Annotated in this window: 19 protein-coding genes; 4 read left to right on the top strand and 15 right to left on the bottom strand. The window is 71.6% G+C overall.

The features are described 5' to 3' along the window. The first annotated feature begins 108 nt into the window (after nt 1–108). On the top strand, nt 109–744 hold the full coding sequence (locus JK364_RS16040) for a flavin reductase family protein (protein ID WP_230991998.1): 636 nt from the start codon (nt 109–111) through the stop codon (nt 742–744). A 212-nt stretch (nt 745–956) separates the two neighbouring features. Here the strand turns inward: JK364_RS16040 and JK364_RS16035 are convergent, their stop codons facing one another. Continuing rightward, on the bottom strand, nt 957–2,345 hold the full coding sequence (locus JK364_RS16035) for an MFS transporter (RefSeq protein ID WP_201851741.1): 1,389 nt from the start codon (nt 2,343–2,345) through the stop codon (nt 957–959). A 117-nt stretch (nt 2,346–2,462) separates the two neighbouring features. Here JK364_RS16035 and JK364_RS16030 point away from each other — a divergent pair, with 117 nt between their 5' ends. Then, nucleotides 2,463–3,482, top strand: a complete 1,020-nt coding sequence (locus JK364_RS16030; RefSeq protein ID WP_201851895.1) for a GlxA family transcriptional regulator — start codon at nt 2,463–2,465, stop codon at nt 3,480–3,482. A 56-nt stretch (nt 3,483–3,538) separates the two neighbouring features. Here JK364_RS16030 and JK364_RS16025 read toward each other — a convergent pair whose 3' ends face one another. The 11 genes from JK364_RS16025 to JK364_RS15975 form a co-directional block, all read right to left on the bottom strand. Further along, nucleotides 3,539–4,174: a 2'-5' RNA ligase family protein gene (locus tag JK364_RS16025; protein WP_201851740.1), complete on the bottom strand. Its 636-nt coding sequence runs from the start codon at nt 4,172–4,174 to the stop codon at nt 3,539–3,541. Next, entirely contained in the window at nt 4,174–5,556 is a 1,383-nt protein-coding gene (locus JK364_RS16020) for an ABC transporter substrate-binding protein (protein WP_201851739.1), read from the bottom strand. Before JK364_RS16020 ends, JK364_RS16025 begins: the two co-directional genes overlap by 1 nt. 61 nt (nt 5,557–5,617) lie before the next feature. Beyond that, on the bottom strand, nt 5,618–6,508 hold the full coding sequence (locus tag JK364_RS16015) for a carbohydrate ABC transporter permease (RefSeq protein WP_201851738.1): 891 nt from the start codon (nt 6,506–6,508) through the stop codon (nt 5,618–5,620). Beyond that, nucleotides 6,505–7,413 carry a carbohydrate ABC transporter permease gene (locus JK364_RS16010; RefSeq protein ID WP_201851737.1) on the bottom strand — a complete coding sequence of 303 codons (909 nt, stop codon included), beginning with the start codon at nt 7,411–7,413 and terminating at the stop codon, nt 6,505–6,507. The genes JK364_RS16015 and JK364_RS16010 overlap by 4 nt, the downstream gene beginning before the upstream one ends. Before the next feature lie 169 nt (nt 7,414–7,582). Then, nucleotides 7,583–8,242 carry a 2'-5' RNA ligase family protein gene (locus JK364_RS16005; protein ID WP_201851736.1) on the bottom strand — a complete coding sequence of 220 codons (660 nt, stop codon included), beginning with the start codon at nt 8,240–8,242 and terminating at the stop codon, nt 7,583–7,585. Between the two features lie 55 nt (nt 8,243–8,297). After that, on the bottom strand, nt 8,298–9,335 hold the full coding sequence (locus tag JK364_RS16000; protein WP_201851735.1) for a LacI family DNA-binding transcriptional regulator: 1,038 nt from the start codon (nt 9,333–9,335) through the stop codon (nt 8,298–8,300). Beyond that, nucleotides 9,332–9,994 (bottom strand): HAD family hydrolase, encoded by a 663-nt coding sequence (locus JK364_RS15995; protein ID WP_201851734.1) that lies wholly within the window; start codon nt 9,992–9,994, stop codon nt 9,332–9,334. The genes JK364_RS16000 and JK364_RS15995 overlap by 4 nt, the downstream gene beginning before the upstream one ends. 187 nt (nt 9,995–10,181) lie before the next feature. Beyond that, nucleotides 10,182–11,231 carry a Zn-dependent alcohol dehydrogenase gene (locus JK364_RS15990; protein WP_201851733.1) on the bottom strand — a complete coding sequence of 350 codons (1,050 nt, stop codon included), beginning with the start codon at nt 11,229–11,231 and terminating at the stop codon, nt 10,182–10,184. Nucleotides 11,232–11,252: 21 nt separating this feature from the next. Further along, a complete protein-coding gene (locus JK364_RS15985; protein ID WP_201851732.1) occupies nt 11,253–12,719 on the bottom strand; it encodes an aldehyde dehydrogenase family protein in 1,467 nt (488 codons plus the stop codon). Further along, nucleotides 12,716–14,125 (bottom strand): acyl-CoA dehydrogenase family protein, encoded by a 1,410-nt coding sequence (locus JK364_RS15980; protein ID WP_201851731.1) that lies wholly within the window; start codon nt 14,123–14,125, stop codon nt 12,716–12,718. Before JK364_RS15980 ends, JK364_RS15985 begins: the two co-directional genes overlap by 4 nt. A gap of 58 nt (nt 14,126–14,183) precedes the next feature. Then, nucleotides 14,184–15,095, bottom strand: a complete 912-nt coding sequence (locus JK364_RS15975; protein WP_201851730.1) for an SDR family NAD(P)-dependent oxidoreductase — start codon at nt 15,093–15,095, stop codon at nt 14,184–14,186. A 110-nt stretch (nt 15,096–15,205) separates the two neighbouring features. Between JK364_RS15975 and JK364_RS15970 the strand changes: the two genes are divergently transcribed. Then, the gene (locus JK364_RS15970; RefSeq protein WP_201851729.1) at nt 15,206–16,132 is read left to right on the top strand and encodes a cyclase family protein; all 927 of its coding nucleotides are present in this window, start codon (nt 15,206–15,208) and stop codon (nt 16,130–16,132) included. Nucleotides 16,133–16,404: 272 nt separating this feature from the next. Here JK364_RS15970 and JK364_RS15965 read toward each other — a convergent pair whose 3' ends face one another. The 3 genes from JK364_RS15965 to JK364_RS15955 all read right to left on the bottom strand — a co-directional run bounded on the left by JK364_RS15965 (nt 16,405) and on the right by JK364_RS15955 (nt 19,660). Then, entirely contained in the window at nt 16,405–16,965 is a 561-nt protein-coding gene (locus tag JK364_RS15965; protein WP_201851728.1) for an ATP-binding protein, read from the bottom strand. 471 nt (nt 16,966–17,436) lie between these two features. Continuing rightward, nucleotides 17,437–18,489 carry an acyl-CoA dehydrogenase family protein gene (locus JK364_RS15960; protein ID WP_201851727.1) on the bottom strand — a complete coding sequence of 351 codons (1,053 nt, stop codon included), beginning with the start codon at nt 18,487–18,489 and terminating at the stop codon, nt 17,437–17,439. Nucleotides 18,490–18,496: 7 nt separating this feature from the next. Further along, nucleotides 18,497–19,660 carry an acyl-CoA dehydrogenase family protein gene (locus tag JK364_RS15955; RefSeq protein WP_201851726.1) on the bottom strand — a complete coding sequence of 388 codons (1,164 nt, stop codon included), beginning with the start codon at nt 19,658–19,660 and terminating at the stop codon, nt 18,497–18,499. A 147-nt stretch (nt 19,661–19,807) separates the two neighbouring features. Between JK364_RS15955 and JK364_RS15950 the strand changes: the two genes are divergently transcribed. Next, on the top strand, nt 19,808–21,355 hold the full coding sequence (locus JK364_RS15950; RefSeq protein WP_201851725.1) for an AMP-binding protein: 1,548 nt from the start codon (nt 19,808–19,810) through the stop codon (nt 21,353–21,355). The last annotated feature ends 127 nt before the right edge of the window (nt 21,356–21,482 follow it).

Raw genomic sequence — 21,482 nt, 5'->3', positions numbered from 1 at the left:
TATGGCCGCTATGGCCGCTGAGGAACCGCGCCGTCGGGGAACCCGAGACAGCGAGACAGAACCCGAGTAAGCGAGAAACCCGAGCAAGCGAGAAAGGGGGACGGGGCCATGATGGGACACGCCGGTATGGCCGCCACCGCCGTCCGCTACCTCCGGGCGGTCGGCTCGCCGACCGCCTCCGTACGACCGGTCGACCCGCTGCCCCCGCCGGAGCTGCGCTGTGTGCGCGACGATGAGCGGCCTCCGGTCGACCCGGCCGAATTCCGCCGCGTCCTGGGCCACTTCGCCAGCGGGGTCACCGTGATCGCCACCGTCGACGAGAACGGACCGGCCGGTTTCGCCTGCCAGTCCTTCGCCTCGCTGTCGCTGGACCCGCCGCTGGTCGCCTTCATGGTGGCCCGCACCTCCACGACCTGGCCGCGCATCGCCCGCGCGGGCGTCTTCTGTGTCAATGTCCTGGGCGCGCACCAGGGCGAGCTGTGCCGCTCCTTCGCGGTCAGCGGCTCCCGGCGCCCCGACAAGTTCGCGGGCGTCCGCTACGAGGCGTCCCCGGTCACCGGCTCACCGCGGCTGGCGGACGTCCCGGCGTGGATCGACTGCGCGATCCATGCCGTGCACACGGGCGGTGACCATCTGGTCGTGGTGGGTCGTGTCCGGGCCCTGGGCACGGACGAGCCCGCGGCGCGATCCGGGCCGCTGCTCTTCCACCGCGGCTCCTTCGGGGAGTTCACGGCGTCTCCGTAAGGCCGCCCTTTCGCGTAAGCCTCCGCGGTCCGCGTCCCCAAGCCCGCGCGGCCCTACGGGGGTGTCCGGCGAACCACGCGGCGGAGCCGCACTCGATGGACCTCGGGGTCTGGGGCGGAGCCCCCACGCGGCGGAGCCGCACATCGACGCTGCGTGGGAAGGGGCGGGGAGGGGAACAGCCCACCGCAGGCGTCAAGCTCCGCCGGACACCTCTAGACCGTCGCCGACGCGGCCTTCGCCCCCGGGCCGCGCTGGATGACCAGCGACATCAGCGCGGCGATCGCGCACAGCGCCCCCGCGCCGTACCAGACCAGGTCGTACGAGCCGAAGGCGTCCCGCGCCACGCCGCCCACGAAGGCCACGACCCCGGCCCCCACCTGGTGGGAGGCGAGCACCCAGCCGAAGACGATCGCGCTGTCCTCCCCGTACTGCTCCCGGCACAGCGCCATCGTCGGCGGCACGGTGGCGACCCAGTCGAGACCGTAGAAGACGATGAAGAAGAGCATCGGCGGATGGACCGCGTCGTCCAGCAGGATCGGCAGGAACATCAGGGAGAGCCCGCGCAGCGCGTAGTACACGGCCAGCAGCCGTCGCGCGTCGAAGCGGTCGGTGAACCAGCCGGAGGCCACCGTCCCCACGATGTCGAAGACGCCGATGACGGCGAGCAGGCTCGCGGCGGCCGTCACCGGCATGCCGTGGTCATGCGCGGCGGGCACGAAGTGGGTCTTGACGAGGCCGTTCGTCGAGGCGCCGCAGATCGCGAAGGCGCCCGCGAGCAGCCAGAAGGAGCCGGTGCGCGAGGCCGACGCGAGGGCCTTGACGGCCCGCCGGGCCGCACCGCGCCGGGGCGCGGGCCGCGGGGCGGGCGGCCCGTCGGCGCCGTACGCGGCGAGGCCCACGTCCGAGGGGTAGTCGCGCAGCAGTAGCAAGACGAGGGGGACGATCGCCAGCGCGGCGACCGAGACGGTGATCGCGGCGGGCCGCCATTTGTGCCATTCGACGATCCAGGAGAGCAGCGGGAGAAAGATCAGCTGCCCGGAGGCGCCGCCCGCCGTAAGGATGCCGGTGACCAGCCCGCGCCGGGCCACGAACCACCGGTTGGTCACGGTCGCGGCGAAGGCCAGTGCCATGGAGCCGCTGCCGAGGCCGACCAGCACACCCCAGCACAGGATGAGCTGCCAGGGCTCGCTCATGAAGACCGTAAGGCCGCCACCGGCCGCGATGACGACGAGCGCGGCCGCGACGACCTTACGGATGCCGAAGCGATCCATCAGGGCGGCGGCGAAGGGAGCGGTGAGCCCGTAGAGGGCGAGGTTGACGGAGACCGCGAACCCGATCGTGCCGCGCGACCAGCCGAATTCCTCGTGGAGCGGATCGATGAGCAGACCGGGCAGGGAAGCGAATCCAGCAGCGCCGATGATCGTCACAAAGGCGATGGCGGCGACCGACCAGGCGCGGTGCGGTAGGCGTAGGAGGGCCCGCCGGGCGGGCTGGTCCGGCTGTTCGCCCTGTTCGGGGGCTTCGGAGAGCTCGGTCGTCTGCGTCACCGGACCAGCATCGGGCAGCGGGTCGGTGCGAACGAGTGGCCCGAGGGACAGCATTCGCTAGGATCGGGCCATGCCCCTTTCGGGCCGTGTCCGAACGACGGGAGGCCGGAAGTGTCCCCACCCCAGCCCCAATCCCCGCACCATTCCCCGCACCAATCTCCGCCCCATTCCCTGCCCGGGACCGCCGACGAGCGCCATCGTGTCGTCGTCCTCGCCCTCCCCGGCGTGATCCCCTTCGAGCTGGGCATTCCGTACCGGATCTTCGGCAAGGCCCGCTCCGCCGACCGCCGGCGGCTGTACGAGGTGGTCACCTGCACCCCCGAGCCCGGTCTGGTGCCCACGGACGCCGACTTCCCGATCGCCGTGGAGCTGGGCCCCGAGGCCCTCGCCGAGGCCGACACCATCGTGGTGCCCGCCTCGTACGAACTCGGCCCGGTCCACGAGGAGGGCCGGATGACCGAGCCGCTCGGCACCGCGCTGGCCCATGCCCGGCCGGGGGTGCGCTGGGTGTCCATCTGCACCGGTTCGTTCGTGCTCGCCGCCGCCGGTCTTCTCGACGGCCGCCCGGCCACCACCCATTGGTCCAGCGTCGACCGCTTCCAGCGCCTCTTCCCGACCGTCAAGGTCGATCCGAACGTGCTGTTCGTGGACGACGGCGATGTGCTCACCTCGGCCGGTGTGGCCTCGGGGATCGACCTGTGTCTGCATCTGGTGCGGCGCGACCACGGCACCGCCGTGGCCAACGACGTGGCCCGGCGCAGCCTGGTGCCGCCCCACCGCGACGGCGGCCAGGCCCAGTACATCCCGCGCCCGCTGCCCGAGGCCCAACAGGCCACCACGACGGCGGCCCGCGCCTGGGCGCTCGGCCGGCTGGACCGGCCCGTCTCACTGCGGGAGCTGGCCGCCCAGGAGTCGATGAGCGTACGGACGTTCACCCGCCGCTTCCGCGAGGAGGTCGGCGTCAGCCCGGGCCAGTGGCTGACCCAGCAGCGGGTCGAGCGGGCCCGTCATCTCCTGGAGGGCACCGATCTGTCGGTGGACCAGGTGACGCGCGAGGCCGGTTTCGGCTCCCCCGCGTCCCTGCGCCAGCACTTCCAGGCGGCCGTGGGCGTCTCCCCCACCGCCTACCGCCGTACCTTCCGCGCGGGCGCCGAGGCCGGTACGGCTCCCGGCGCCGACGCCCGCGCGTAAGGCCGCTCAGCCCGTCATGGCAGCTCTCTCGCCGTCACGGGGCCGCTCCCGCGCCCTCACACGGTCGCCTCGGCGCCCTGGAGCCGCCAGCTGCGGACGTGCACCCAGGTCATGTCCCGCCACCACTGCGCGTTCCAGTCGCCGCTGTGGAAGCGGAACAGCGAGATGGTCTCGGCGGTGAACCGCTTGGGCGGGTCCGCGGCCAGAGTGTCCAGGAACTCCCCGATCTCCTCGTAGAGGTCGGGCCGCAGGGTCAGCTCATGGGAGGCCACGGACAGATGCGCCCGGAATTCCGCCGGGTCGAAGGGTTTGAAGAGAAAGTCCGGCTGAATGGACGACACCGGCGCCAGCGCGGCGTTCACCGAGACCGCCAGGTCGGCCAACTCGGGGTTGGGCGTCCCGTCCGGCAGATGGTGCACGTTGTACGCGAACCCCTTGCCGTGCCGGTCGATACCGGAGTTGTACGTGGTGAACGACGTGGCCTCGGACAGCAGCGGGTCCAGCACCGCGATCAGCTCCTCCTCGGCGACCGTGGCGTGCACATTGCCCGCGAGGGTCGCGTGGGGCGGGAACGCCGCGCACGAGACGAGGCCGTACTGCTGCTTCATGAGCAGATGCAGCCGGGCGAGCACGGCGCAGGTGTGCGGATCGGGGCGGAGGAAGACTCCGTAGCGATGGGGGTTGTCTCGCATCACTGACCTGCCTGTTCCCGGTAGCGATCGATGTCGCGGTTGGCGGCGGATTCGGCGTTCTTCAGCGCGGTGTCCAGCGGCGTCTTACCGGCGAAGGCGGACTGGATCGGACCGAGCACATCGGCGCGCACGGTGGGCATCGCACCGGTGAGGCATCCCGCCGCGGCCGTGGTGGCGGGCGTCTTGTTGAACTGGTCGATGACGGCCTTGAGATCGGGCCGGGCGGCGAGGGTCTTCTGCTGGCCGGGCAGGGCCTCCACCTTCTTGTTGATGGGCGCGTAGCCGGTCGCGCGGCTGAACTCCTCCTGCGACGCGGGCGAGGCGAGGAAGGCGGCCACCTGCCAGGAGGCGGCCTGCTCGGCGGCGCCGTGGCCGGGGCCGTTGACCCAGAGGGCCGCGCCGCCGACGACGGGCCCGGAGGTCGCGGCCGGACCGGACAGCGGATAGGGCAGGGCCCGGTAGGGGAAGTCGGCGCCCTCCTTGATCTTCCCGGCGGCTCCGCTGCTGTTGAACATCATCGCGACCTTGCCCTGCTGGAAGGCGGTCACGGCGTTGGAGCCGTCCTCGCCCGTGTCCAGTCCGGCGCCGCTGGTGTAGAGATCGCTCACGGCGCCGATGGCCTTGCGCTGCTGCGGGCTGGTGAGCTTCACACTGGACGCGGTGCTGCCCTTACGGCCGTTGTCGGGCCCGCAGTAGGGCACTCCGGCGGCGGCGGTCAGCTGCTCGATCCACCAGGTGTCGAAGGGCTGGACCAGGCCCCCGGCCTTCGGCACCTTACGGTGGACGGTCTTCGCGGCGGCGACCACCTGGTCCAGGGTGTTCAGGGGCGTGTTGGCGGGCAGCCCGGCCTTCTTCAGCAGGTCGTCGTTGACGTAGAGCATCGGCATCGACGTGTTGAAGGGGACGGCCATCAGCTTGCCCTGGGCGCTGTAGTAGTTGCGCGCGGCGGGCCGGATGTCGTCCAGGGACAGCGTGCCGGGGTTGGCCTCGGCCAGGTCCTGGGCGGGCACGGTCTGGCCCGCGTCGTGCAGGAAGCCGGTGCTGATGTCGTAGGAGAGCAGCAGGCTCGGGGTGCTCTTGTCGCGGATGGCGGCGGTGTACTTGGCGAGCACGTCGGGGTACTGGCCCTGGTAGACGGCCTTGACCTCGATCTTGCCGCGGTGCTGGGCGTTGAACCGGTCAACGAGCTTCTGGAGCGCGACGGCGTTGGTGTCACCGAGGCCGTGCCACAGGGTGACGGTGACGGGCCCCTTGGCGGCCTTGAGGGCCTCGGGTCCGGGGGCCCGGCCGGAATTGCCGGTGTCGTTCTTACCGTTGTCGCCGCAGCCGCTGAGGGCGGTCAGCGCCACGACGGCGGCGAGGACGGACGCGCTTCTGCGCATGGTGATGTTCCTCCGGGAAGGGGGCTTGAGAAGGGGGTGCGGGAAGGCGGGGAGAGCGGCGTCAGCGCGGGGAGGTGCGGGCGAGCCCGTGGAGCAGGAAGCGCTGGCCCACGATGACGAGCAGAAGGGTGGGAAGGAGGACGAGGGTGGTACCGGCGTAGATCACGCCGGGGCTGGTCGACTCGGCGTTGACCAGCTGGGAGATGCCCACCTGGACGGTGCGCCGGTCCGGGGAGTCGGTGATGAGCAGCGGCCAGAAGTAGCCGTTCCAGGCGGCGAGCGCGCTCCACAGGGTGGCCGCGGTCACCTGGGGCCTGGCCATCGGGAGGACGACGAGGAAGAGACAGCGCAGATCGCCGCAGCCGTCCAGCCGCGCCGCCTCCCACACCTCCCGGGGGAGGGTGAGGAACGCCTGCCGCAGCAGGAAGACCGGGTACCCGGCGGCGAGGAACGGCAAGGTGATCCCGAGGAGGGAGTCGCGCAGCCCGAGGCCGGTGACGAGCTCGTAGTTCGGGATGACCAGGCTCTCACCGGGGATCGCCAGGGTGGCGACGATCACGGCGAACGCCACCGCGCGCCCCCGCCAGCGCGGGAACACCAGTGCGTACGCGGCCAGTGATGACGTCAGCAGCTGGCCGCCCGTCTGCAGGGCGGTGACGAGCACGCTGACGACGTACTGCTGCCCGAAGGGCACATTGCGCAGCGCCTCACGGAAGTTGTCCAGGGTCAGCCGGGTGGGCAGCAGCGTTCCGTGGGCCACTTCCTGCGGCGGCAGCAGCCCGGTCAGCAGCGTGACATAGACCGGGAAGCCGACGACGACCGTAAGGACGACGAGCCACAGCCAGCGCACCATGCCGCGTGCGCGCAGCGCCGGGCCCGGCCTGCGCGGCCTTCGGACCGCCGCGGTGGCCTCGGTGACCGTGGGGCGCGTGGGCGTCGTGGTGACGGTCATGAGGTGGTCACCCGGCGGTTGAGGACGAGGAACTGCACGGCGGTGACGAACAGGACGAGCGCCAGCAGTACGACCGCGATGGCCGAGGCCCGGCCGTAGTCGGGCACCCCGCCGCCGAAGGCCCGCTGATACAACTCCACGACCAGGGTGGTCGTCGCGTCGGAGGGGCCGCCCCGGGTGAGCACCTGGACCTGCGTGAAGATCTGCAGTCCGCTGATCGTCTGGGTGACGGCGAGGAAGAACAGGCTGGGCGAGATCAACGGCACGATCACGCTGCGCACCAGGCGCAGACCGCTCGCCCCGTCCAGCTCCGCGGCCTCCAGCACCTCCGAGGGCAGATTCCGGACAGCGGCCGTCAGGACGAGAACGGCGAACCCGAACTCGTACCAGGCGGTCGCCAGGGCCACGCACAGCATCGCCCACCCCGGGGACTGCAACCACGGCGGACCCTCGTACCCCAGCTTCGCCAGCACGTGGTTGAGCGTGCCGACCGACGGGGCGAACAGCCCGGCGAAGCAGGCCGAGGCCGAGGCGGCGGAGTAGGCGAAGGGAAGGGAGAAGGCGAGCTGGAAGAGGCGGCGTCCGACGATGCGGCGGCGCAGCGGCAGCACGGCCGCCAGCGCCCCCGCCGTGGCCACGGCCACGCTGGCGACCGTAAGGATGATCGTGGTGAGCAGCACGCGGCGGCTCGCCGGGTCGGTCAGCAGCTGGGTGTAGTTGTCGAACCCGACCGAACGGGTCGGATTGCCGAGCAGGTCGGTCCCCCGGGTGCTCAGCCAAATGCCGCGCCCCAGGGGCCAGTAGAGGAAGACAGCGATCAACAGCAGGGTCGGCACGGTCAGCCAGGGACCGAGCCGGGGGCGACGAGGGCCCGCGCGCTTCAGTGGTGGAACGTTCCCGCACATGGCTGAAAAGCTATGCGGCACCGACGTCTTGGGGGCGGCCGAAAGGTTACGACCCGGCGAACGTCCTCAGTGACGACACGCGCCCTCGGGCACGGCCCCGCCGCCGGAGCGACGCCTCAGGGGCGCAACGCCCCCGGCGCGGGGAGGCCGCGGGGACATCGCGGGGACGTCACGCGGCATCGAGGGTCACCGTCGCGGCCGGCTCCAGGCGCCAGCTGCGGACGTGGTCCCAGGTCATATGGCGCCACCACTGCGCATGCCAGTCCGGGCTCCGGAAGCGGTACAGCGAGACCGTGTCGGCCGTGAAACTGCGCGGCGGCTCCCATCCCAGGCCCTCGACGAAATCGACGATTTCCGGCCGGAGTTCGGGGCGCATCAGCAGCTCATGGGAGGCGATGGACAGATGCGCGCGGAAGCGGCCGGGGTCCAGCGGGTTGGCGCGGTAGTGGTCCATTGGCTCAGCCACTGGCGCCATCGCCCGGCGCACCGTGTCGAGCAGGGCGGTGATCCCGGGGTTCGGGGAGCCATCGGGCAGGTCGTGGAGATTGAATCCGATGCCTCCTCCGCCCTTCTCGACGCCCAAGTTGTACGTGGTGAAGGAGGTGGTGCCCGCCAGTGCCGTACCGATCCGATCGGTCAGCTCGCCCTCGGGCGCATCGGTGGGCATGTTGCCCATAAGGGTGGCATGGGGCGGATAGGCGGCACAGGAGACCAGCCCGTACTGCTGCCTGAGCAGCAGATGGAGTTCGGTCAGCAGGGCGCAGGTGCCGGGGTCGGGGCGGAGGAAGACGCCGTAGCGGAAGGACGAGACGGCCGAGGGCGCGGACATGGTTTCTCCGGTACGTCAGCGACGCGGCTCCGGGCTCCGGCGGGCGGCCCCGGATTCAGCGCCGCGCGGGATGGGGTGGAGGCGGGGCGGTGGTGGTTCCGGCCACCAGCGCCCCGCGCAGGGGTATGTGGCGGGTGGGCATGGAGCGGTCCTCGCGGAGCTCCAGCAGCAGGTCGATGGCGCGTCGGCCGACCTCGTCCAACGGCTGGCGCAGCGTGGTCAGTCCGAGGAGCGGGGTGGTGAGGGGCCCGATGCCGTCGAAGCCGGTGACCGACATGTCACCGGGCACCCGCACCCCGGCTCGACGGAGCCGTTCCAGGACGCTGACCATGGCGTCGTCCTGGGGGCACATGATCGCTGTGATCTCACGGTCCTCGAGGAGCGCGGGCACCGTGTCGGCGGGGGCCTCCGGGCCGTCGGTCAGTTCGGTGACGACGGTGTCGACGCCGCGTTCCCGCAGGCCGCTCACCATCGCGGCGGTACGGGCGTACTGAGTGATGGACAGCGCCTCCGGCACCAGCAGCACGGCCACCCGGCGGTGCCCGAGTGACACCAGGTGGTCCACGAGCTGCTCCGCGCCGTCCTCCTCGTCGCAGTAGACGCTGCTGATCGCCGGATGCGGCTCCGGCCGTCCGGCGACGACCGTGGGGACCCGTTCGACGAAGGGGGCGATGTCCCGCGCCGGAAGCAGACCGCTGCACACCACCAGCCCCTCGACTCTCAGGGAGAGGAGCGTCTGCAGGGCACGGCGCTCCTCGGCGAGGGCGAAGTCCCGTACGCCGGTGGCGGTGACGACCCGGTAGCCGCCTTCGATGGCGCGCCCCTGGAGCGCCGCGTGGAGTTGTCCGTAGAAGGGGCGGACGGCGTCGCGGACGAGCACCCCCAGGGTGTGCGTCCGCTGCGCGACCAGCCCCTGCGCCATGGCGTTCTTGACGTAGCCGAGCCGCTGAGCGACGTCGAGGATGCGCGAGCGGGCCTCCTCGCTGATGCGTCCCTGCCCCAGCAGGGCCCGGGAGACCGCGGACTTCGACACCCCCGCTTCCCGCGCGATGTCGATGATCGTGGGCGCCTTATTGGCCTTTTCCTCCGTCACCGGCTACCAGTACCACAGCTGATGGAACCGTCCGGGGTCGGCCCGTGGGGCAGCAGGCCGCGGTCGGCGAGGACCGCGCGGGCAGCCGTGGCCCCGGTCCACAACTGGGCGTCCCAGCCGTGCTCCCTGGCCGCGTCGATGTTCTTACGGCGGTCATCGAAGAAGAGGACACGCTCCGGCGGTGTGCCGAGAAGTTCGGTCATCCGCCGGTAGACGGCGGGGTCGGGCTTGGCGAGGCCGTGGTCCGCCGAGAACATCAGGCGGTCGAAGTGCGCGGACCAGTCGCTGCGCTCGGCGGTCCGGGCCAGCGCATGGGGGGCGTTCGACAGCAGCGCGAGCCGGGTGCCCTGCCGCCGCAGGTCCTCCACCAGGGCATGGGAGGGCCCGTCGAGCCGTGTCCAGATGTCGACTTCGGCGCTCACCAGCGCGTCGACGGCGCCGGGGCGCAGCGGGGCGCCGAGCGCGCCGGCCACGGCCGACCAGTAGGCGGTGTCGGAGCTGCCGAGGTCGTAGGCGTCGCGATGCGCCCAGTACGCCTCGGCGAACGCCGCTTCCCCGACGCCGAGCAGCCCGGCCAGCCGCCCCTCGAGACCGGACAGCCCGCGCGGCCGCGTCAGCACCTCGCCGAGGTCGAAGACCACGGCGAGAGGGGTGTCCACTCCAGCTGCCGTATCGGCTGTCATACCGGCCGTCACGTCGGCTGTCACTTCGGCTGTCGTCTCGGCTGCGCCATCCAGGCGGGAACGTTCCACCAGGGCAACGTAACCGGCGGAACCCACGAGCGGGGCAACGGCGATGGGAAGGCAGGGTGAACAGCCCTCGTCGCCAGACGCATCGAGCCCCCGTTCAGAAGGTGAGCACGGCGCGCGCCACCCGGCCGTGGTGGGCGTCGTCGGCGGCCTTGGCGAAGTCCTCCAAGGGGTAGGTCCGGCTGACGAGTTCGTCCAGCAGCAGCCGACCCTGCCGGTAGAGGTCGGCGTACAGCGCGATGTCGGCCTGTGGCCGTGAGGAGCCGTAGCGGCAGCCCAGGATGGACTTGTCCAGATACATGGAGGAGACGAGGAAAGCCGCCTCGGCGTCGGCGGGCGGCACCCCGAGCAGCACCGCCTGGCCGTGCCGGTCGAGCAGATCGACGGCCTGGCGGATGAGCCGGGTCGAGCCGACACATTCGAAGGCGTGGTCCGCGCCGGTCGGCAGGATCTCCCGTACGGCGTCGGCGGAGGGGACGAAGTGGGTCGCGCCGAACCGCCGGGCCATCGGCTCCTTGGCGGGGTTGGAGTCCACGGCGACGATGGGCGACGCCCCGGCGATCCGGGCCCCTTGCAGCACATTGAGCCCGATGCCGCCGCTGCCGATGACGACGACCGACTCACCGCGGTCCACTTTGGCGCGGTTGAGCACGGCGCCGACGCCGGTGAGAACGGCACAGCCGATGAGGGCCGCGGGGACGAGCGGAATGTCCTCGGGGATCGGCACCACCTGGACGGCGGTGACGAGGGTGCGCTCGGCGAAGGCGGAGTTCGAGGCGAAGTTGTACAGCCGCTCGTCGCCGCGGCGGAACGGCCGGGTCGGCCGGCCGATGGCCGCGCGGCACATGGTGGGGCGGCCCCGGGCGCAGTCGGCGCAAGTACCGCAGTTGGCGAGGGTGGAGAGCGCCACATGATCACCGGGTGCGACATGGGTGACGCCCGGCCCGACCTCCTCGACCACGCCCGCGCCCTCGTGGCCGAGGACCACGGGGAGAGGGAACGGAATGGTGCCGTCCACAACCGACAGATCACTGTGGCACAGCCCGGCGGCGGCGATGCGCACCAGCACCTCGCCGGGGCCGGGGTCGCGCACCGCCAAGTCCTCGACCACGCGCGGCGCGGTGCCGTCGAAGATGACGCCTCTCATCCTCATCACCCTTCCGGTGCCTCAGGCGACCCAGACCAGCGACTGGAGTTCGCTGTACGCGTGCAGGCCGAACGAGCCGCCGTCGCGGCCGACTCCGCTTTCCTTGAAACCGCCGAACGGTGTCTCGGGGTGGCGCTGGGCGGTGTTGATACCGACGTTTCCGCTGCGCAGACGGGCGGCGAGGGCCCAGGCGCGGCCCGCGTCGGCGCTGAAGACGTAGTCGTAGAGGCCGTAGGGGGTGGCGTCGGCGATCCGCACCGCCTCGTCCTCGTCGTCGAAGGGCAGGGCCACGACGACCGGGCCGAACAGCTCCTCGCGGGCGACGGTCATCGCGGGGTCGACGTCGGCGATCAAGGTGGGGGCCACGTAGAAGCCGGGCTTGAGCGTGGGGCGCTCGCCGCCCACGACGATCCGGGCGCCCTGCTCACGGGCGCCGGAGACATACGCCTCGACGCGATCGCGCTGCGCGGCGGAGATCAACGGGCCGACGACCGTGGAGTTATCCACAGGGTCCCCGATCTTCAGTGACTCTGCGTAGTGTGTGAGTGCGGCGATGACCTTCTCGTACAGCGATCGATGTACGAGCACACGGGTCGGCGCCGTGCAGATCTGCCCGCTGTGAAAGGAGAAGGTCGAACCGACCGCCCCGACCGCCGACGCGATCACTCGCTCGTCGGCGTCCCCCAGGACGATGGCCGCGCCCTTGCCCCCCAGTTCCATCAGGGTGCGCTTCATCGACCGCCCCGCGGATTCGGCGATCTTCTTCCCCACGGCGGTGGATCCGGTGAAGCTGACCATGTCGACACCGGGGTGCGCGACCAGCGCCTCGCCGGCGGCCGCGCGCGAGCCGGTGACGACATTGAAGGCACCGTCCGGGAGCCCGGCCTCCTTCAGCAGAGGGCCGAGCTCGAGACAGCACAGCGGATCTTGCGGCGCGGGTTTGGCCACGACCGTATTGCCCATGGCCAGGGCCGGGGCCACCTTGCCCGCGAGATTCGTGAGAGGGAAGTTGTAGGAGGTGATGCAGCAGACGACACCCAGGGGACGGCGGACCGCTGCCGCCCCGATCAGCCCGCCGGGCGCCAGCGGGGTGGCGGCCAGGGGCAGCGGGGCCAGTGGCACGGTGTCCGGTTCAAGGGCGCCGCGCGCATAGCGGCGGAAGCGGTCGATCGCCGGGGGCACCTGGAGGGACGAGGTGACGCGCAGCGTCGCCCCGGTCTCCGCCTGGACGAGGGGCACCAGGTCCGGGGCGTGCTCGGCGAGCAGATCGGCGGCCCGGTCGAGTACGGCGGCGCGCTCCTTTGGGGCGGTGCGCGACCAGCCGTCGTACGCGGCCCGGGCGGCCCGGACCGCGGCGTCCACATCGGCCGGGTCGGCCTCGGGGGCATGGCCGACGGTTTCCTCGGTGGCGGGGTTGATGACGGGGTAATGCCCGTTCCCGGGAGCCCGCCACGAGCCGCCGATCCAGTGCGCGTAGGTCTTCGTCATCGGCGTGATTCCTTGGGGAGGTGAAGTACGCGCTCGGCGATGATGGTGCGCTGAATCTCGTCCGAGCCGCCGTAGATGGTGTCGGCGCGGGAGAAGAGGAAGAGACGCTGGAAGGCGTCGAGTTCGTACGGCCGGCCGGCGGTCCAGCGCGCCGGGCCGAGTGCGGCCGCGGCGCCTCTCACCTGCACGGCCAGCTCACCGAGCCGCTGATGCCAGCCGCCCCACAGCAGCTTGGCGACGCTGGGCGCGCCGGGGTCCTGCGGTCCGGAGTACTGCGGGCCGGAGTACTGGGGGCCGGAGTACTGGGGGCCGGAGTACTGGGGGCCGGGGGTAGGTGAGCCGGGGTCGGGTGAGCCGGGGGCCTGGGGGTCCGCGCTCCTCGGAGGGAGGTCATGGGGGGCGGCCTTCCGCGGAGCGGGGTCCCGGGTCGGCCGGGCGGAGTTCGAGGCGGGGCTCTGTGCGCTGCCCAGGGTGCGCAGGGCGTTCCAGCGCATCGCCTTGAGCTCGGCCCACTGCCGTATGAGCCGGTCACGCAGGACGGGCTCCTCCGCGGCGCCAGTCTCCAGCGCCAGCCGCACCACCCGGCTCAGCTCATGGGCGAAGCCGATCTGCTGGACCAGGGTGGAGACCCCGCGCTCCACCGCCAGCAGGCTCATGGCCACGCGCCAGCCGTGGCCCGCGCCGCCGACGAGGTGTTCGGCGCGGGCCACGGCCCCGTCGAAGAACACCTCGTTGAACTCCGCGGTCCCGGTCAGCTGCCGGATCGGCCGCACCTCGATCCGCCCCGGCTGGTCCATCGGCACCAGCAGAAAGGAGAGTCCATGATGACGCTGTGAGCCCTCCTCGGTGCGCGCCAGCACAAAGCACCAGTCGGCCTCATGGGCGAGGGAGGTCCAGATCTTCTGCCCGGTGATGCGATAGGTGCCCTCGCCCGGGTCGCGGACGGCGCGGGTCCGCAGCCCGGCGAGGTCCGAACCGGCGTCGGGTTCGCTGTAGCCCTGGCACCACACCTCCTCGCCATGGGCGATGGGCGGCAGAAAGCGGGTGCGTTGGGCGGAGTCGCCATGGGCGAGCAGAGTGGGCCCGAGGAGGTTCTCGCCGATATGGCCCAGCCGGCCGGGCGCCCCGGCGCGGGCGTACTCCTCGGCCCAGACGACCTGTTCGGTCAGCGTCGCGGCGCGGTTGCCGTACGCCCCGTCCGTACGGTCCCAGCCCAGGCCGATCCAGCCGCCCGTGCCGAGCTCGCGCTCCCAGGCGCGGCGGACGGCCACGTCGCCGTGCGCCTCACCGGCGTGGCCGCCGGTCTGCTGCTTGAGAGCGGCGAACGGTCCGGTGAAGTGCTCGGCCAGCCAGTCGCGCGCCTCGGCGCGGAACCGCTCGTCATCCGGCCCGAAAGCGAAGTCCACAACTTCTCCCCTCGTCGGCCCTGGTGGGTGTTTCCGGTGCGCCCCGCCGGTGCCGGGGTCAGGCGTTGGGGCGTTGGCCGTCGGCGGCGGCCTGGGCCATGGCCTCCAGCTGGGCCAGCATCGGCATGGGGTCGGTGCCGACCGTGCCCGGGAGGAAGTCGGCGATCTTCTCCGGGGTCCAGGCGCCCTCGGCGTATCCGGCGCGCAGTTCACGGGGCTGGGCCCAGACCGCGATCTTGGGACCAGCGATCGTGTAGACCTGCCCGGTGATCCGCTCCGCGCGGGCGCGTTCGCTCAGCAGATAGACGACCAGGGCCGCCACATCCTCCGGCTCGCCGATCTCCTTGAGCTCCATCGGTACGTTGGCGGACATCCGGGTGCGGGCGACCGGGGCGACACAGTTCGCCGTGACGCCGTACTTGTGCAGTCCCAGCGCGGCGCTGCGCATCAGGGAGATGATCCCGCCCTTGGCGGAGGCGTAGTTGGCCTGGGCGACGCTGCCCTGGTGGTTGCCGCTGGTGAAGCCGATCAGGGTGCCGGAGCGCTGGCGGCGCATCACCGCCGACGCCGCCCGGAAGACCGTGAAGGTGCCCTTGAGATGGGTGGCGACCACCGGGTCCCACTCCTCCTCGGACATATTGAAGAGCATCCGCTCGCGCAGGATCCCGGCGACGCAGACAACCCCGTCCAGCCGTCCGTACCGCTCCAGAGCGGTGTCCACGATCCGCTGGCCACCGGCCATGGTCGAGACGTCGTCGGCGACCGCGACCGCCTCGCCGCCCGCCGCCGCGATCTCCTTGACCACGGCCTCGGCGACCTCGCTGCTCGGTTCGCCGCCCTCGATCGAGACCCCGTAGTCGTTGACGACGACCTGTGCTCCCTCAGCCGCGCAGGCGAGGGCCACCGCTCGTCCGATACCGCGTCCGGCCCCGGTGACGGCGACCACCTTGCCGTCCAAGAAGTTGCCCACGTCGCGTCCCCTCCCGGAGTTTCTGACGGTCCGTTAGATTTTTGAGCAGACGCGGCCCGAGTACAAGCCCTCGCGCACAAACGTCGGCCGGGAACACCGAAGGAGACGCCATGCCGCTGCCAGCCGAGTTCCACGAGATCGCCAAGCGGGTCAACAACTGGGGCCGCTGGGGGACGGCGGACGAGATCGGCACGCTCAACCTGATCACCGATGCCGTGGTACGGGAGGCCGCCGCGACGATACGGACCGGCCGTCGCGTACCGCTCGCGGTGCCGCTGCGGCAGGACGGCATCCAGACCGGCATGATCCCCGGGCGGGTCAACCCGCTGCATACGATGATCGCGGTCAACTTCGAGATATTCGGCCCGGGCACGGTGGCGACCAGCGACGACGCCGTGACGATGGGACTCCAGGCCGGTACCCACTGGGACGGGCTGACCCATGTCTCGCACTCCGGCAGGATCTACAACGGCCGCCCCGCCGACTCCATCACCCCCCATGGCCGCGCCACCTTCAGCGGTATCGACAAGGCGGGCCCCCTCGCCTCACGCGGGGTGCTCCTCGACGTGGCCCGGGCCCGGGGCGCCGAGCGGCTGCCCGAGGGGCATGTGGTCACCCCCGAAGACCTCGACGCCGCCGAGGAGCTGGCCGGGACGAGGGTGCGCTCCGGCGATATCGCGCTCGTCCGCACCGGGCAGATCCAGCGCTACCTGGCGGGCGAGAAGGAGGCCTACGCGTTCCCCTCACCGGGCCTGTCCCTGCGCACGCCCGAGTGGTTCCACGCCCGTGATGTGGCGGCGGTCGCCAATGACACCCTGACCTTCGAGGCCTTCCCACCGGAGATCGAGGACCTCTGGATGCCGGTCCACGCTCTCGACCTGGTCGAGATGGGCATGCTCCAGGGCCAGAACTGGAATCTGGAGGAACTCTCCGAAGCCTGCGCCGAAGAGGGGCGCTACGCCTTTCTGCTGTCGGCCCCGCCCGAGCCGTTCGTCGGCGGCACGGGCTCGCCCGTCGCACCCGTCGCGATCCTCTGAAGGCTTGACGCCGCTGACGCCTTGACGTCTCCGATGCCCGTGGATGGGACGGCGGGCCGGTCTTTTTCGGGTGGCGGTGCGCTCATGCGCGCCCCGAGCACGGCACCGCGCACCGCCACCCGGCTCCCGACGCTGAGCCCTGTTTCAGCAGCGGGGGCGCGACCCGCACTCGCCAAGGAACGTCCCCGTGAACACAGGATCCACAGAGACACCACAGCCCTCGGCGTCCCCTCGCGACGAATCGCTGATCCTAGAGTGATCAACCGAACACGTCACGTCAACACCTGGTCTGGACTTTGCCTGATTCGCCCCATGTGTGACGGCGCATGAGCGGCCGCTCGCTTCGTGGAGAGCGGCTCCTCGCCCTTCGCACGGTCGATCTCACACCAGATCCGCTTCCCGGACCCCTCCGGCTGCCAGCCCCAGCGGTCGGCGAGACCGTCGACCAGTTCCAGACCGCGCCCATGAGTGTCCGCCTCATCGGCGCAACGCTGGCGCGGAGCGCGGTCACTGGCGTCGGCGACCTCGACCCGGACCGTTCCCACCCCGGCACCCCGGCTCGTGAACGGCCCCGGCGTCCCGCCCCCGGCACCGCCACCGCTCCCGCCGCCGCCCATCGACTGGGCGGGGAACAGCATCCGCAGCACGGCCGGACAGCCGGTGTGCACCACGGCGTTGGTGACGAGTTCGGAAATGAGCAGAATCAACGTCTCAGCGAGTGGCTCATCTGCTCCGATACCGGATCCGACAAGCCGCGAACGGGCCCATCGACGGGCACGACTCACCTCCGCCGGGTCGGGCCTGACCTCCATCTGCGCCTGAAGCACCTGCACCGCTCACACCATCCGAACCGGCAGACACATCGCCTTGTACCTCCAAGAGGTCACGGACCGTGACACTCCCCCAGCTGCCGCTGGGAGGTACCCCCGTGCGCGACAGCATGGTTGACGTACAGTCACCCCAACAAGCGCTTCCGTCATATTCCAGCGCCAAGGAGTATGCGTGGGGCATACTGTGCGACACGCGTCCTGAGGACTCGAACATCGAGGCCGGGGCGTCGCATACCCCGGGCGAGCGGGGCACGCCGTCATGCCCGGAATCGCCCCATGGGCAACGCCGGGCTTCTCGCACCCCATAAGCGCTCGCACCCCACGGAGAGTACCCGAGCCCGGCCTCGACTCCACCCTGTGACGAGTCACGCCTAGGAAACAACCTGGTATCAACGCTCGGTCACCTCAGAAGCTCTGGGGATATCCCCAGAGAATGCGACATCCCAACAATTCAGGCGTATCCATCGAGCCCGGCTACAAACATGTTTCAACGGTCGACACGAGTCCGGCCGCCAGTTCCTCCTCCGCCGCCGCCGCGGACTGCCACTGACCTGCCCGCACCCAGGCCCGCTTGAGATGGAGATGGACATCCGCCTCCCAGGTGAAGCCCATCCCGCCATGGACTTGCAGACAATCGCGGGCATTGTGGACAGCGGCCTCATCGGCGAGCAACTTGGCGGCCGCGATGTCACCCGGGTCTTCTGTGACCGCCGCGGCATACACCACACTTCTGGCTGATTCGGCACGAACCAGCATCTGGGCGCACAGATGCTGTACGGCCTGGAAGGCGCCGATCGGCCGGCCGAACTGGGTGCGGTGCTTGGCATGGTTCACCGCGAGCTCGACCGTACGGGAGGCGCTGCCCAGCTGTTGGGCCGCGGTCAGCAGCGCCGCCTCGCGGCGCAGCCGGGCGGCGAGCCCCGAACGCCCCGGCCCCGCCTGACCCGTCCGGTCGGCCTGACCCGTCCGGTCGGCCTGACCCGTCCGGTCGGCCTGGTCCAGCCGGGTCCGGCCCGGGGTCGTCCGGTGCAGCGGGGTGGCCGGGTCGACGGAGCGTATCGGCTCCGCCGAACGTGCCACCTCCTCCGCCGGAATCACCTCGACCGCCGTCGGCCCCAGAGCCAGCACCACATCGGCGGAGGCCAGATACTCGACCGGCGCACCGCCCTCGTCCAGCGCCGTCACCACCGTCTCGCCCTGGGCCGCACCCGCCGCCAAAGATCCCGAAAGCCCCGCCGCCAACTCCGTCGCGACCAGCGGTCCCGGCAGCAGCGCACGGCCCGCCTCCTCGAAGGCCAGCACCACCTCCGGCAGCCCCAGCCCCACCCCGCCCGCCGACTCCGCCACCCGCAGCGCGAAGAGGCCCGCCGCGCCCAGCTCCCGCCACAGCGCCCGGTCCAGCCCTCCGCCCCGCACCGCGCCCCCGTCCACCACCGCCCGCAGCCGGGTGCGCGGAAAGCGCCGTTCCAGCAGCTCGCGCATCCCGGTCCGCAGCGCCCGCTGGTCGTCCGTGAGCTGGAAGTCCACGCCCCGCTCACCGTCCCTTCGGCAGGCCGAGGATCCGCTCGGCCACGATGTTCCGCTGGATCTGCGAGGTCCCCGCCGCGATGGTGTACGAGAGCGAGGAGAGCCGGTCGGCGACCCACTCCTGACCGGCGTCCAGCGCGTCCGGCCCCAGCACCTCGGCGGCCGCGTCGTACAGCTCCTGCCGCACCTGCGAGAAGCGCAGTTTGAAGACCGAGCCGCCGACGCCCGGCACCCCGCCGGTGCGCTGCGCCTCGCTCACATTCCACTGGGTGAGCCGCCACAGCGCCGCGCACTCCGCCGCGAGCCGCCCCAGCCGGCGCCGCAGCACCGCGTCGTCCCAGCGCCCGTTGGCCCGCGCCGTCCTGGCCAGCGCCTCCAGCACCCGCCTGCAGGCGACCACCTCGCCCACGAAGGCCGTACCGCGCTCGAAGGAGAGGGTCACCATGGTCACCCGCCAGCCGTCGTTCTCCTCCCCGACCCGGTGGCCGACCGGCACCCGCACCTCGTCCAGGAACACCTCGGCGAACTCCGCCGTCCCGGCGAGGGTCCGCAGCGGCCGCACGGTCACCCCGGGCGCGTCCATCGGCATCGCGAGCCAGGTGATGCCCCGGTGCTTCGGCGTGTCGGCGTTTACCGGCGCGGTGCGCACCAATAGTTCGCACCAGTCGGCGATCTCGGCGTGCGAGGTCCAGATCTTGCTTCCGCTGATGACGTACTCATCGCCGTCCCGTACCGCCCGGGTGCGCAGCGACGCCAGGTCGGAGCCGGCGTCCGGTTCGGAGAACCCCTGGCACCAGACCTCGTCCCCGCGCAGGATCGGCGGCAGCCAGCGCGCCCGCTGTTCGGGGGTGCCCTCGGCGGCGATGGTGGGGCCCGCGTGCAGCAGTCCGACGAACCCCGCGCCCACATAGGGCGCACCGGCCCGCTCGGTCTCCTCCAGGAAGATCAGATGCTGGGTGGGCGTCGCGCCCCGGCCGCCCGCATCCTCGGGCCAGTGCAGCCCGGCGTAGCCCGCGTCGTGGAGCATGCGCTGCCAGCCGCAGTCATAGGCGCGGCGGCCGGGCCAGTCGGCCGGGTGCGGGCGGTCCGGCAGCTTGGGCAGGACCTCGGCGAGCCAGGCGCGCAGCCGGTGCCGGAAGTCCTCCTCGTCCTCCGTGCAGGTGAGATCCATCAGTCGCCGACCTCCCTTTCTGATGATCCGTCAGACAAGGTGGGCTTCCGCAGGCTAGTCCGCACCCCCTGGACCGACAAGGCACACGCCCTTACGCTTCGAGCACTATCTGATGGGTCGTCAGCTACCGCCCCATGGGAGGCCGGGATGACCGACATCGCGCATGAGCTCGGCGGCTCGGCGACGCTGTGGGAACTGCTCGAGCACCGCGCCGCCCTCACCCCCGACGCCCCCGTCCTGCTCCAGGCCGCCGCCTCCGCCCGCCATGACCGGCGGCTGACCTTCGGCGCCCTGCGCACCCGCGCCGAGCGGACCGCCGCCGGGCTGTACCGGCTGGGGATACGCCCCGGCAGCCGGGTCGCCTGGCAGCTGCCCACCCGGATCGAGACGGTCGTGCTGACCATGGCGCTCGCCCGCCTCGGCGCCGTGCAGACGCCGCTCATCCCGTACTACCGCGACCGCGAGGTGCGGTTCGCGCTCCGCGCGTCCGGGGCGCGGTTCTTCGCCGTACCCGGCCGGTGGCGCGGCTTCGACCACACCGCGATGGCGCGCCGTCTGGCCGCCGAACTGCCGGAGCCGCCGATGGTCTTCGAGGCGTACGACACGCTGCCGGTGGCCGACCCCAAGGCGGCGCGGCTGCCGCCACCGCCCACCGACGGACGGGCCGTCCGCTGGATCTACTGGACCTCGGGCACCACCTCCGACCCCAAGGGCGTGCTGCACACCGACCGCAGCCTCATCGCCGCCGGTGCCTGCCTCGCCCACGCGCTGCGGCTCGGCCCGGACGACGTCGGATCCATGGCCTTCCCGTACGCCCATGTCGCGGGGCCCGACTACACCGTGATGCTGCTGCTGTACGGCTTCCCGGCCGTGCTGCTCGAGCACTTCTCGCTGCCGGAGTCGCTGCCCGCCTACCGGCGGCACGGGGTGACGGTCGCGGGCGGCAGCACCGCCTTCTACTCGATGTTCCTGGCCGAGCAGCGCAAGGACCCCTCGCGCCGGCTCATCCCCACCCTGCGGCTCCTCGCGGGCGGCGGCGCGCCCAAGCCGCCCGAGCTCTACTACGAGGTCGTACGGGAGCTGGGCTGCACCCTCACCCACGGCTACGGGATGACCGAAGTCCCCATGATCACCATGGGGGCGCCGGACGACACGGACGACAACCTCGCCACCACCGAGGGCCGGCCGCCCGAGGAGATGGAGATCCGGGTGGTGGACGGTCAGGTGCGGCTGCGCGGCGAGGCGGTCTGCGCCGGATACCTGGACGAGGCCGAGACCCGTAAGGCGTTCGACGCGGACGGCTTCTTCCTTACCGGCGATCTCGGCCACCTTACGGAGAGCGGCCATCTGGTGCTGACCGGCCGCGTCAAGGACATCATCATCCGCAAGGGCGAGAACATCTCGGCCAAGGAGATCGAGCAGCTGCTGTACCAGCACCCGGACGTGGCCGATGTGGCGGTGATCGGCCTGCCCGACCCGGACCGGGGCGAGCTGGTGTGCGCCGTCGTGGAGCAGCCGGCCGGGGCGGAGGCACTGACGCTCGGCCGGGCCGTGTCGTATCTGCGGGAGGCCGGTCTTTCGGTGCACAAGTTGCCGGAGCGGCTGGAGGTGGTGGACGCTCTGCCCCGGAACGAGACGCTGCGGAAGGTGCTGAAGTACCAGTTGCGGGAGCGGTTCGCGGGCGGGGCCGTCTAGGGGGTCGGCGGTACGCGTACGCCTGCGGCGGGCTGTTCCCCTCCCCGCCCCTTCCCGAAACTGGGGCTCCGCCCCAGACCCCGCTCCTCAATCGCCGGAGGGGCTGGAAGGCCAAACTCCCGAGGGG

The sequence above is a fragment of the Streptomyces endocoffeicus genome (assembly GCF_016741935.1).
GTDB lineage: Bacteria > Actinomycetota > Actinomycetes > Streptomycetales > Streptomycetaceae > Streptomyces > Streptomyces endocoffeicus.
The sequence above is the reverse complement of the archived record's forward strand: the minus strand, read 5'-3'. Positions and strand labels throughout refer to the sequence as shown.

Bases quoted from the DNA above. Each gene is read 5' to 3' on its own strand.
- JK364_RS16040 (WP_230991998.1), top strand. From the start codon at position 109: ATGATGGGACACGCCGGTATGGCCGCCACCGCCGTCCGCTACCTCCGG.
- JK364_RS16035 (WP_201851741.1), bottom strand. From the start codon at position 2,345: ATGCTGTCCCTCGGGCCACTCGTTCGCACCGACCCGCTGCCCGATGCT.
- JK364_RS16025 (WP_201851740.1), bottom strand. From the start codon at position 4,174: ATGCGAGACAACCCCCATCGCTACGGAGTCTTCCTCCGCCCCGATCCG.
- JK364_RS16020 (WP_201851739.1), bottom strand. From the start codon at position 5,556: ATGCGCAGAAGCGCGTCCGTCCTCGCCGCCGTCGTGGCGCTGACCGCC.
- JK364_RS16015 (WP_201851738.1), bottom strand. From the start codon at position 6,508: ATGACCGTCACCACGACGCCCACGCGCCCCACGGTCACCGAGGCCACC.
- JK364_RS16010 (WP_201851737.1), bottom strand. From the start codon at position 7,413: ATGTGCGGGAACGTTCCACCACTGAAGCGCGCGGGCCCTCGTCGCCCC.
- JK364_RS16005 (WP_201851736.1), bottom strand. From the start codon at position 8,242: ATGTCCGCGCCCTCGGCCGTCTCGTCCTTCCGCTACGGCGTCTTCCTC.
- JK364_RS15990 (WP_201851733.1), bottom strand. From the start codon at position 11,231: ATGAGAGGCGTCATCTTCGACGGCACCGCGCCGCGCGTGGTCGAGGAC.
- JK364_RS15985 (WP_201851732.1), bottom strand. From the start codon at position 12,719: ATGACGAAGACCTACGCGCACTGGATCGGCGGCTCGTGGCGGGCTCCC.
- JK364_RS15970 (WP_201851729.1), top strand. From the start codon at position 15,206: ATGCCGCTGCCAGCCGAGTTCCACGAGATCGCCAAGCGGGTCAACAAC.
- JK364_RS15955 (WP_201851726.1), bottom strand. From the start codon at position 19,660: ATGGATCTCACCTGCACGGAGGACGAGGAGGACTTCCGGCACCGGCTG.
- JK364_RS15950 (WP_201851725.1), top strand. From the start codon at position 19,808: ATGACCGACATCGCGCATGAGCTCGGCGGCTCGGCGACGCTGTGGGAA.